The following is a 12,273-nucleotide window of genomic DNA, read 5'->3' on the forward strand; positions in this document are numbered from 1 at the left end:
CCGAAATACTGATTATATTGGTAATATTGGCTAGCATGGGACCTTTTCGACACCAGTCTCTTGGATCTGCGTCTCTGGTTTTCACCGGCGCACTGGTACTCGCACTGTCCTTTTTTTCGGTTTCCCTTTGGGAATTCAGCCGTACGGAAGCGGATGACAGGGCGCGGATTGTTCAACTTGCCGAGGCTTTCGTCGGACAGTACGCGGAAGAGCACACTGAAGGCATGCCGCTACCGGCTGCATTCAGGCGCATGGGTCTGGAAACGTTTCTCCAGGCCCGGCTCGGCAATACCAGCCATGCGCCCGTAACGGTCAGGGTTCCGGGCCCACCGGGAGCCGAACTCGGCTTCACGGAGCCTCTTGTGCATGTTGCCGAGGAAATCGATCGCATCGCCGGGACCAGGGATGCAGGCATTCATGAAGAACTGCGCGTCGAAAACTGGCGCGTGATCGGTCGCTCGATCTTTCCGACATTTGCGAGATCGGAGGTCTGCGTCTCCTGTCACAACCGGGAACTCGGCACCGACCGTTACGCTGTTGGAGACGTAATGGGTGCCTTCGTCGTGGAATCGGATCTGACTGCTTACGTCGTAAGGGGGCTTGGCTACGCCGGGGTCGCGTTTGGGCTTTTGCTGTTCGGTTACCAACTGCTGGCAAACCGGGAACACCGGCGGACAAGAGCGATTGTCGAACTCGAAGGACAGGTCAAGCTCGAGCGGCAGCAAAGAGAGGCTGAGGCCCACTCCAATTTCGTCCTGTCACACGATTCCCTGACCGGTCTTGCCAGACGCTCCGTGTTCATGGACAGGCTGAAGGATCTGTGTGGCGAGGGTCTTGAAGCGGCTTTCTTTATCGCCCTGATCGATCTTGATGAATTCAAGTCAGTCAACGACACCATGGGGCACGATGCCGGTGATGCGTTGCTTGTCGCAGTCGGAACCAGGCTCAAACAGATTGCCGTCGAAGGCGGCGGGCTGGCAGCCCGTCTGGGCGGCGATGAATTTGCCATGATCATTCCGCAGTCGGCGACGTACCCGTCGATGCATGCGCTCGGATCGCGGCTGGTAGAATTCATCGGCTGCCAGGTGACTCACAATGGCTGCGCGATTCAGCCAAGCTCATCCATCGGTTTATGTGTCTGCGTGCCGGGACGCCACCATGACATTTCAGGACTGTTGAAACACACCGACGCGGCGCTTTATGCAGCAAAGAATGGCGGCAAGAACCAGTTCTGCCAATTCAACGAAAACATTCTTCAGGACCTGAAACGCCGATCGCTCATCACCTCGGCACTTCCCCAGGCCATCAAGCGTGACGAACTGAACGTCGTGTTTCAGCCCAAAGTCTGTCTTTCGAGCGGAAGGCCCGTCGAGTTCGAGACGCTGGCGCGTTGGGACCTCAACTCGAAATCCGTCTGCCCGAGCGAATTTGTCAGGATCGCGGAAGAAACCGGCACCATTCTCGACCTGGATCTTGCGACGCTCATGAACGGTGCACGCTTCGCTGTCACGGCATCGTCCCGGACGGGTGTGCCCGTGAGAATCAGTTCAAACATTTCCGCGCTCGGCTTCAGAACGCCCAACATCGCCGAAAAGATCGTCACCTGTCTGAGGCAAGCCAGCCTTGCGCCCGACAGTGTCACGATCGAAGTCACCGAAAGCGTGCTTGTTGAGAACATCGAAACGGCGAACGAGAGTTTGAGCAGGTTGCGTGCCAACGGTATCCGCGTTGCCCTGGACGATTTCGGCACTGGCTATTCGTCTCTTCGCTACCTGCAGCAATTGGTCTTCGATGAAATCAAGATCGACCGCTCTTTTCTTCAGGACATCGCCCGAGACGACGAAAAACACTTCCTGTTCGTGAAAATCGTCGAAATGGCAAAGGGGCTGAACAAGGAAGTGGTCGTCGAAGGCATCGAAGATCAGACCCAACTGGACCTCGCCATTTCAACCGGCGCGAACCTCGGCCAGGGCTATTTCTTCTCCGAACCCCTGGACGAAACGGCTGCTCTTGACTACGCCCGGCGTCTCATCGGCAATCGGGCCGGTTCGGCAGCGGGCTGATCTCGCGATGCGGTCAAGACGTCGCGCGTCAAAGCCGCATCAGATGCTCACGACACCTTCCGGAGCCGTTTCCATGCGGAATGCGGCGGCCATGAGCGCACGGGTGTAGTCCGTTTTCGGTGCGTCGAATATCTGCTCCGAGGGCCCGGCCTCAACCACCTTGCCCTGCCGCATCACAATGACTTCGTTCGCGAGCGCCCGCACAACTTTCAGATCGTGCGAAATGAACAGGTACGCGAGGCCATGCGCCTTTTGCAGATCGCGCAGGAGATCGACAACCTGCGCCTGGACGCTCATGTCGAGCGCGGAGGTCGGCTCGTCGAGCATGACGAACTTGGGCTCCAGAACCATCGCACGGGCGATCGAGATCCGTTGCCGCTGGCCACCCGAAAATTCGTGCGGATACCGGTGCCGCATGCCCGCCTCCAGTCCGACCTCGACGAGGGCCTGGGCAACTTTCCGATCCCTGTCCTCGTACGACATTTCCGGGAAATGGACCTGCAGCCCCTCGCCGACGATATCGGCGACCGACATGCGCGGCGACAAGGCGCCGAACGGGTCCTGGAAAACGATCTGCATATCCCGGCGCAGAGGCTTCATCTGCTTCCACGAGTTCTGCTGTATCTCGGTTCCGTCGAACGAAATCCGTCCCGTCGACGAGATCATGCGCAGGATCGCAAGACCGAGCGTTGTCTTGCCGGAGCCGCTTTCACCGACAATGCCCAGTGTCTGACCCTGCCTCACCTCGATGTCGATGCCGTCGACGGCCTTGATGTGATCGACGGTCTTGCGCAGCAGGCCACGCTTCACCGGGAACCACACTTTCAGATCCTCCGCCTGCACCACGATTGGCTTGGACTTGTCCGTTTGAGGCGGTTCGCCCTTGGGTTCGGCTGCCAGCAGATGCTTGGTGTAGTTATGCTGCGGATTGTCGAAGATCTCCGCAACCGGCCCCTGCTCGACGATCTTGCCGTCTGTCATCACGCACACCCGGTCTGCGAATTTTCGCACGATGCCGAGATCGTGGGTGATGAAAAGCATCGCCATTCCCTGCTGGCGCTGCAATTTCTTCAAGAGCTCCAGGATCTGCGCCTGCACGGTCACGTCAAGAGCGGTCGTCGGTTCGTCGGCGACGAGGAGATCGGGCTCGTTGGCCAGCGCCATTGCGATCATGACGCGCTGGCGCTGGCCGCCGGAGAGCTGGTGCGGATAGGATTTCAGCCTTGTTTCCGCCTCGCGGATGCCGACCTGATTGAGCAATTCCAGCACCCGCTGGCGCGCCTGGGTTTCGCCCATGCCCCGGTGGATACGCAGGACCTCCGAAATCTGCTTTTCAACCGTATGCAACGGGTTGAGCGACGTCATGGGTTCCTGAAAGATCATCGACACCGCGTTGCCGCGGATCTTGCGCAACTCCTTGTCGCTCGCCTTCAGAAGATCCTCTCCGTTCATCAGGATTTCGCCGGACGGATGAGACGCCGCTGGATAGGGCAGAAGCTTCAGGATCGAGAGCGCGGATACGGATTTTCCGGAGCCGCTTTCGCCGACGAGGGCGATCGTCTCGCCCTTGTCGATGTCGAAGGATATCCTGTCGACGGCAAGCGACTGGCCTTTGCCCTGGGCGAAGGCGACCGAAAGGTCCTTGACGGAGATGAGCGTGCGGCTAGCCATTGGCGCCTCCCTGCACCAGGCTCTTGCGCGGATCAAAGGCGTCACGCACAGCTTCGCCGACAAAGATCAACAGGCTCAGCATGATCGACAGAACGAAGAAGCCGGTAAGGCCGAGCCAGGGCGCCTGAAGATTGTTCTTGCCCTGGGCGAGAAGCTCGCCGAGCGAGGCGGACCCCGGTGGAAGTCCGAAGCCAAGGAAATCGAGCGCCGTGAGCGTTGAAATCGAACCATTCAGGATGAAAGGCATGAAGGTCAGTGTCGCCACCATCGCATTGGGCAAAAGATGCCGCCACATGATCACCGGGTTCGAGACGCCAAGCGCGCGCGCCGCGGAGATGTATTCAAAGTTCCGGCCCCGCAGAAACTCGGCTCGCACCACCCCGACAAGGGCAACCCAGGAAAACGCCAGCAGGATCCCGAATAAGGTCCAGAAGCCGGGCACCAGGAACGAGGATACGATCAGGATGAGGTAAAGCGTCGGCACCGCCGTCCAGATTTCGATGAACCGCTGGAACAACAGATCGACCCAGCCGCCGTAATATCCCTGCACCGCACCCGCCGCAATGCCGATTACGGAAGAGGCCAGTGTCAGCGCCAGGCCGAACAGCACCGATATGCGGAACCCATAGACGGTTCTGGCCAGGACGTCGCGGCCCTGGTCATCAGTTCCAAGCCAGTTCCAGTTGCCGATCACACAATTCGGGTCGTCCGCCCCGAGCGGGTAGCGGGCACAACGGGTTTCCTTGTCCAACGTCCAGGAGGGCGGCGACGGCGCCGTCACCGGCAGTTCCCGGTTCACGGTCCTGTAGGAATAGCGCAACGGCGGCCAAAGCATCCAGCCGTGCTCGTTGATCAGGTCCTGAATGTACGGATCGCGATAATCCGTCACCGGAAACGCAAGCGGGTCGTCATTGAACCTGTCTTCAGGATAATCGACCAATGCGGGAACAAGCAGGTCGCCCTTGAAGGAGACGAGGATCGGACGGTCATTGGTGAGGAATTCGGCCATCAGGGCCAGGATGAACAGGACCAGAAAAATCCAGAAGGACCAGTAGCCGCGCCGGTTGGCCTTGAAATTTTCCAGACGCCTCCGGTTGATCGGGGTGAGGCGCAGTTTCCTTGGCGGCGGAGCTGTTTCCTCCGGCAGCGGATTGTAGACGTCATAGCCGGCCCGTTCCAATTCGTTGTCGAGGCGTGAATCCATGTCTCAGACCTCCCGGCTTTCGAAATCGATCCGTGGATCGATCCAGGTGTAGGTCAGGTCCGAAATCAGGTTCACCAGCAGGCCCATGAGCGAGAAGATGTAGAGTGTGGCAAAAACAACGGCGTAGTCACGATTGATGACGGATTCGAAACCGAGCAGACCCAGACCGTCCAGTGAGAAAATCGTCTCGATCAGCAGGGACCCTGCGAAGAAGGACGAGATGAAAGCACCCGGAAAACCCGCCACCACGATCAGCATCGCGTTCCGGAAAACGTGACCGTAAAGGACCTGCCTTTCGGTAAGTCCCTTGGACTTGGCGGTCACGACATATTGCTTTCGGATCTCGTCGAGGAACGAGTTCTTTGTCAGCAGGGTCGTCGTTGCGAAGGCCGAGAGCACCATTGCCGTCAGAGGAAGAGCCAGGTGCCAGAAATAATCGGCGATCCGTGCCGGCCAGGACAGCTCCGCCCAGTTGTCGGATGTCAGCCCGCGCAACGGGAACAAATCCCAGAAGGACCCGCCTGCAAACAGGACGATGAGCAATACCGCGAACAGGAAACCGGGAATTGCGTAGGCGACGATGATGATGCCGGACGTCCAGATGTCGAACCTGCTGCCGTCCTTGACCGCCTTTTGGATGCCGAGGGGAATCGAAATCAGGTAGGAGATCAGGGTCATCCAGAGCCCGAGCGAGATCGAAACCGGTAGCTTTTCCTTGATGAGATCAATAATGCGGATATCCCGGAAATAACTTTCGCCGAAATCAAACCGGGCGTAGTTCCAGAGCATCGTCAGGAACCTCTCGATCGGCGGCTTGTCGAAACCGAACTGCGCCTCAAGCTCCTTGATGAACTCAGGGTCGAGGCCCTGGGCTCCGCGATACTTCGAGGTAACACCATCCGCCGCAGAACCGCTGCCGCCCGAGGCGTCGTTGCCGGCCCCGGCGAAATCGCCACCACCCCCGCTGATGCGCGAAGTCGCCGAAACATCCGTTCCCTGAAGCTGGGCGATAACCCTTTCAACCGGACCACCGGGCGCAAACTGAATAATGACGAAGTTGATGGCCATGATCCCGACAAGGGTCGGTATCATCAGCAGCAAACGGCGTAGGATATAGGCGCCCATGGGGTTACTTCGTTCCCTTTTTCTTTGGACTTATGAAGCGCACTGAAACTGCCACTTTCAGGTTTTACCCGGCTTTGCCGATCTTTTCCGCTTTTTCCTGGTCTATCCACCAGAGATCTTCCACCGGAAAGAAATAGCGTGGCGTAACGTCCGGATGCCCGAACATGTCCCATACCGCAACGTTATGCACAGGTTTAAACCATTGCGGCACCCAGTAGTGACCGGATCTGAGAACCCGATCAAGCGCCCGAGCCGCCACGACCATCTCACTGCGTGTATCCGCTTCCAGGGCCTTGTCGATCAGAGCATCGACAACGGGGTCGGAAATGCCGGCGATGTTGTAGGTCCCCGGTGTCGCCGCGGCCTCGGACCCCCAGGACGTGCGGATCGCCTCGGAGAGGGTGGCGTTCAGCGAATAGCGCCGCGAGCAAATGTCGAAGTCATAGTCATTCAGCCGCGACTGGTACTGAGCCGCGTCGACCAGCCTGAAACTCGCATCGATCCCCAGCCTCTGAAGGTTCTTGAGGTAGGGATTGATGATGCGTTCAAACGCCTTGGTATTGTTCAGGAATTCAATCGCAAAGGGCTTGCCGTCCGGCCCGAGCAACTTTCCGCCATTTCGCGTAAAGCCTGCGTCCTGCAGCAGCGCGCTCGCCTGACGCAAAAGCGACCGGTCCGCTCCCGAGCCGTCGCTGACCGGTTGCAGGTAGGCCGTTTCAAAAACCTCTTCGGGAAGCTGACCGCGATAGGGCTCAAGCAATGCCAGCTCTTCACCGCTCGGCATTCCTTCCGCCTTCATGTCGGAGTTCTCAAAAAAGGACTCGGTCCTCTGGTAGAGATTGTAGAAGAGGTTCTTGTTCGACCACTCGAAGTCGAAAGCGTAGCTGAGCGCACGGCGGACGCGGGGGTCCTTGAATTTTTCGCGCCGCGTGTTGATGAACCAGCCTTGTGCGCCGGAGGGACGCCCGTCCGGAAACTCCTTCTTGACCACGCGCTTGTCCTGCACCGCAGGGAAGTTGTATTCCGTCGCCCAGATTTTGGACGAGAATTCCTCGCGATAGGTCATGTCGCCTTTCTTGAAGGCCTCAAAACCGATCTGACGTTCTCGAAAGAACTCCACGCGCACAACGTCGAAGTTCTTCTGTCCCTTAAGGACCGGCAGGTCTTTGCCCCAGTAATCCTCCACCTTGTGATATTCCACAAAACGCCCGACGGCGTGCCTGCCAACCTTGAAGGGGCCGGAAGAAAGCGGTGAGGTCAGGGTGCTCTGCTTGAAATCATAGGCGGTGTAGTAGCGCTTGGAAAAAATCGGCAGGTCGGCAACAAGCAGCGGCAACTGCCGCGACTGATTTCCGGAAAAGTGCAGCGCAACGCGATACTCGTCCAGAATTTCCGCGTCCTCAAGCTCCTGGATGTTCTGGCTGATTTGCGGATGCCCCTCCCCCTTGAGCAGCATCAGCGAAAAGGCGACATCTTCCGCGGTCAGCTTGGAACCGTCGTGGAAACGGGCTTCCGGCCGCAGGTTGAACGTGTAGGTGTTGCCGTCTTCGGAGATCTCCACCGTCTCCGCGATCAGGCCGTACATGGCATCAGGTTCGTCATAGGCGCGCACCATCAGCGTGTCGAAGCACAGCTCCATGCGCGGAGGCGCATCGCCCTTCAATATGAAGGAATTGAACGTGTTGTAGGTCAGGGTGTTCTGGTTGTAGTACCAGTAGGGCGCCTGAAAGATGAAGGTTCCACCCTTGGGAGCGTCAGGGTTGGCGTATTCGAAATGCGTGAAGTCCGGCCCGTATTTGAGGTCGCCGAAGACCGAAAGTCCGTGACGTGGCCCTCCGGCAGACGCATGCGCGGCACTCCGGACCAGGGGCAGCGAGGCCGTCACGGCCGCTGCTCCGGTCAGCTTGAGCAATTGCCTGCGCGAAGGGGTCGTGAACACGCTCATTGAATTGCCTTTGTTTCTTGCGCAAGTTTTTCGTCGTACCACCAGATGTCCGGAAACCCGGTGCTGAACTCCGGCATCTCCTCCGGATGGCCAAAACGGTTCCAGCGCGCCGTTCTTGTTTCATCGGTATAGAACTGCGGGACAACGTAATGGTTCCACAGCAGGACCCTGTCGAGCGCATGGGTGGCCGCCACGAGCGTTTCGCGGTCCTCCGCAAAAATGATCTTGTCGATCAGTTTGTCGACAGCCGGATTTTTGATGCCCATGTAGTTGGCGGAACTCGCATTGTCCGCAGCCTCGGATCCCCAGTATTCGCGCTGCTCGTTACCGGGCGAGAGGGACTGTCCTATCGCCAATGTCACCGCGTCGAAGTCGCGGCTTCGAATGCGATTGATGAATTGCGACGCATCAATCAGGCGAAGGACGGGCTTTATGCCGATGGTTTCCAGATTCTTGGCGTAAGGCAAAAGCGTGCGTTCACTTGCCTTGTCCCGATAGATGAACTCGATCTCAAGTTGCTCGCCGGTCGCAGCGTTTATCATCTTGCGATCCTTGAGTTCGTAGCCGGCATCGCGCAGCAGCTTCACCGCTTCGCGCAAATTTTCGCGAACCTTGCGCGTATCGCCGCCAACCGGGTTCCTGAATTCTTCGGTAAAGACCTGCGGCGGGACCATGTCCCTGACCTCCTCGAGGATTTCAAGTTCCTTGCCTTCCGGCAGGCCCGACGACGCGAGTTCGGTTCCGGCGAAATAGGAATTGACCCGCTTCAACAGATTGGCGGAGACGATTTCGTTCGTTGTCTCGAAATCGAAGGCATAGTTCAAGGCCCTGCGAAGGTCCGGGTTCTGAAACTTGTCCCGGCGCAGGTTCAAAAAGAACCCCTGCATGACGCCCGATGACTTGTCGGGGAAAATTTCCTTGACCACGCGGCCATCCTCAATGGCGGGGAAATTGTAGCGTTTCGCCCACTGGCTGGAACTGCGCTCCACGTGATAATCGTATTGATCACCCTTGAAGGCTTCAAACTGAACGGCGTCGTCCAGGAACGAGATGTACCGGATTTCGTCAAAGTTACCGGTGCCGACCCGGATCGGCAGATCCTTGCCCCAATAATCGTCGACCCTTTCATAGGTCACATTTCTGTTCGGGGAGAAGTCCTTGATCCGGTACTGGCCGGAACCGAGCGGCGGTTCCAGGGTGCCTCGTGAAATGTCACGTTTTTCACCCTTCTCGTTTGTTCCTTCCCACCAGTGTTTGGGCATGATGTACAGCTGGCCCATGATCTTGGGCAATTCACGGTTGCCGACGGAATCAAATGTGAACCGGACGGCGTTCTCCCCGACCGCTTCAACGTCCGTGACGTTCTGATAGTAGAATTTGCGTTGCGGATTGTGTTCTATCGACTTTTCGAAGGACCAGACAACATCGTCAACCGTAACCGGCTCGCCATCGTGCCACTTGGCGTTCGGGTTGAGACGGTACTCGACCCAGGAATAATCATCTGGAAACCGGACAGCGTCTGCAAGTGCGCCATACTGGGCACTGATGTCGTACTCGTCCAGCGAAGGCTCCATCAGGCTTTCATAGATGTTGAAGATACCCGGGGCCGGGTTGCCCTTGGTCAAGATGAAGTTGAACGTATCGAAACCGCCGCTCGTTGCGAGACGTACCGTCCCTCCCTTGGGAGCATCGGGGTTCACATAATCGAAATGGACGGCGGCGGCGCCGTAGCCGGGTGTTCCGTTCAATGCCGACGCGTGCTGCCATTCAGGCTCCGCTGCTTCGGCAAGACTGGCAGGCACCGCTGCAATGGACACCACGCTTGCAAACCCGACCGCCGCGGCTGCGTTATTAAATTGACGCCGTGAAAACACTATCGGTTTCTCCGTCCCGTTTCTGTTCCTCAGACCCAGATTTATAGGGTTACTTGTGAAACAGTGTAGGGATCAGCCGACCAAACGTCACCTGCTGGATGCCATTATGACAGAAATTTAACCGGCTTGAGGAACGCCGCCCTCCGGCAGATTTGACGCTTGAGGCTTCGATCTGGCCTTTTGCGCATACATGCGCGCGTCCGCGACACGCAGGAGGTCGCTCATGGTTGCAGCGTCCATCGGGTAGCTGGCGCTGCCGATGCTCGACCTGATGCCGATTTGCGTGCCGGAGAACTCGAACGCGGCATTTACGCGTTCCATCAAACGGGTGACAAAGGTTTCCTTTTCGGCCTGCCGCATGTTTCCCGGCGTCAGCACAATGAACTCGTCACCCCCGACTCGCGCGACCGTATCGTAATCGCGTGTCTGGCTCTGGAGCCGCTGCCCGATCTCGATGAGAAGCTGGTCGCCGACCGAGTGTCCGTAATTGTCGTTGACCGGTTTGAAGGCATCAATATCCAGGTAGAAGATTTCGAAACCAACGCCGGACCGTTCGCACATGGCCGCCAACTGGTTCATGCGTTCTTCCAGAAGCCGTCTGTTGGCAAGACCGGTCAAAGGATCGTGCAGCGCAATCGACCTCGCCCGGTAGATTTCACTTATGAGCAGGAACGTCATGACGCTGAAGACCAGAGCGAGAACACTGCCGACAAACTGCGTGATCCACACTTCCTTGCCGGCGCTCCGCCACCCCTCTTCCGGGTAACCCAACAGTTCCCATTCGATGCCGCCGGGCAAAAGCATCGTGACCCCGACCGGTTCCACGTCGCCAGGGATCGCGTCTCCGAAGAGCAGCTTCCGCCCAGCCTCTTCGTCCGCTTTCGACACTACCGAGATCTGCATGCCCTCGGGCGCAGGCAGGACACCGGAAGACGCCAGCAGGTTCGTTTCGTCAAGGACCAGTGTGGCAACGCCCCAATAGCTGCGCTCGGAAAGCGGCTGACTGGTGTTTCGCGCCGGAAATACGGGAATGCGGATCAGAAGGGCGCGCCCGCCCTGAACAAGATCTACCGGACCCGAGACAACGATTTCCCGCGACAGCATTGCCTGCTCGACCGCAGGCCACTGGGCCGCGTTGGAGCGGTAGTCCAATCCGATGGCGCCTTCGTTCGGTTCAAGCGGATACACGGCCCGCAGGATGTTGTCTGGCGCAATTCCTATGGAGCGGATGCTGGCGTTGGCGTTGAGCAGCTCCGTCGCGATGTTGCGGAAAACGTCCGGCTCGAACACGCGGTCGTCGAACTCCGCAAGATAGTCACGAAAACCGAGCCCGTGCGCGATCGTGCGGCCGATCTCGAGCTCGAGCCGCATACGGACTTCGCTCACTTCCGCCAGAACGTCGCTCTTGTGATGATAGACAAGCTCGCTGCGCACCAGAAATCCGACGTAACCCGTCAGGACGATACCGATCAGAAAGCAAAAGATGGCCGCAATGGAAGCCGCCCAGGTCCCACTTGGCTTGAAAAACAGTTTTAGATTCGGTCGTCTTCCCATGCGGATCCTGTCAGACGTCAACCCACGTCTTCCTACAACGGAACCCAACCTTCGTTAATTTTTCATATAGCAACAAAAAAGCCGGGCTGGACAACCCGGCTCTTTTACCAATGATTTGCTCTCTCAGACCAATGCGATCACTCGGCCGGAAGCGGTTTCGGCGCTCCGGACTGTTCGCGCATGTAGGCGATCATGTTCGCGCGCTCCTCGGGACGGCGCAGGCCGGCAAAGCCCATGGACGTTCCGCTGATATAGTTTTTCGGAGCGGCCAGGAAGTTGTCGAGCGACTCATAGGTCCACTCCGGATTTTCTTCGCCGTAAGACGCCATCGCCGACGAATAGCGGAAGCCGTCATGGCCGCCTGGCTTGCGGCCGACGACGTCCCAGAGCGCCGGGCCGGACTTGTTTGCACCGCCTTCGTCGAAGGAGTGGCAGGCCGCGCATTTCTTCGCAACGTTGGCACCATCGGAGGCGGAGGCTGCGAGCAAGCGCTCGGAGATCGGCACGACATCCGGCTCTGCCTGTACGGTCGACGTTGCGTCCTCGGCAGATTCCACCACGATTTCGTAACCCGGCTTGCCGGGGATCGTCGGATGGAAAATGACGTCGGAAACAATTCCAACACCCATGGTCAGAATCAGAACCATCAGAACCGCACCGGCGGCCTTGTTCAGTGTGAAGGAATCCATTCTCTCCGGCTCCAAGCTCATATGCGCCCAGGCTCCCGAAAAACGGGACCCTTATCAGCTTTATGTAATTTCGCCGGAACCTACAAATTTTTTGACCTTGCTGTCCATAGCTTTAAAAGGGCAATTGATATGACAAACGGACGCGGCA

General features: G+C 58.0%; 8 protein-coding genes. 1 reads left to right on the forward strand and 7 read right to left on the reverse strand.

Annotated elements, in window-relative coordinates:
- Window positions 1-35: 35 nt before the first annotated feature.
- The gene (locus RDA78_RS04150; protein WP_434054095.1) at window positions 36-2,063 is read left to right on the forward strand and encodes a putative bifunctional diguanylate cyclase/phosphodiesterase; all 2,028 of its coding nucleotides are present in this window, start codon (window positions 36-38) and stop codon (window positions 2,061-2,063) included.
- 39 nt (window positions 2,064-2,102) lie between these two features.
- On the opposite strand, the gene RDA78_RS04155 is transcribed toward RDA78_RS04150, so the two are convergent.
- The 7 genes from RDA78_RS04155 to RDA78_RS04185 all read right to left on the reverse strand — a co-directional run bounded on the left by RDA78_RS04155 (window position 2,103) and on the right by RDA78_RS04185 (window position 12,125).
- Window positions 2,103-3,734 (reverse strand): ABC transporter ATP-binding protein, encoded by a 1,632-nt coding sequence (locus RDA78_RS04155; protein ID WP_434054096.1) that lies wholly within the window; start codon window positions 3,732-3,734, stop codon window positions 2,103-2,105.
- Complete coding sequence (locus tag RDA78_RS04160) at window positions 3,727-4,938, reverse strand: ABC transporter permease (protein ID WP_434054097.1); 1,212 nt, start codon at window positions 4,936-4,938, stop codon at window positions 3,727-3,729. Before RDA78_RS04160 ends, RDA78_RS04155 begins: the two co-directional genes overlap by 8 nt.
- Before the next feature lie 3 nt (window positions 4,939-4,941).
- Entirely contained in the window at window positions 4,942-6,063 is a 1,122-nt protein-coding gene (locus tag RDA78_RS04165; RefSeq protein WP_434054098.1) for a microcin C ABC transporter permease YejB, read from the reverse strand.
- Between the two features lie 64 nt (window positions 6,064-6,127).
- A complete protein-coding gene (locus RDA78_RS04170) occupies window positions 6,128-8,008 on the reverse strand; it encodes an extracellular solute-binding protein (RefSeq protein ID WP_434054099.1) in 1,881 nt (626 codons plus the stop codon).
- Window positions 8,005-9,885, reverse strand: coding sequence for an extracellular solute-binding protein (locus tag RDA78_RS04175; protein WP_434056098.1), 1,881 nt, complete (start codon window positions 9,883-9,885; stop codon window positions 8,005-8,007). The genes RDA78_RS04170 and RDA78_RS04175 overlap by 4 nt, the downstream gene beginning before the upstream one ends.
- Before the next feature lie 114 nt (window positions 9,886-9,999).
- Complete coding sequence (locus RDA78_RS04180) at window positions 10,000-11,436, reverse strand: diguanylate cyclase domain-containing protein (protein WP_434054100.1); 1,437 nt, start codon at window positions 11,434-11,436, stop codon at window positions 10,000-10,002.
- Window positions 11,437-11,573: 137 nt separating this feature from the next.
- On the reverse strand, window positions 11,574-12,125 hold the full coding sequence (locus RDA78_RS04185) for a c-type cytochrome (RefSeq protein WP_434054101.1): 552 nt from the start codon (window positions 12,123-12,125) through the stop codon (window positions 11,574-11,576).
- Between the last annotated feature and the right edge of the window lie 148 nt (window positions 12,126-12,273).

The organism is Roseibium sp. (assembly GCF_051016195.1).
GTDB lineage: Bacteria > Pseudomonadota > Alphaproteobacteria > Rhizobiales > Stappiaceae > Roseibium.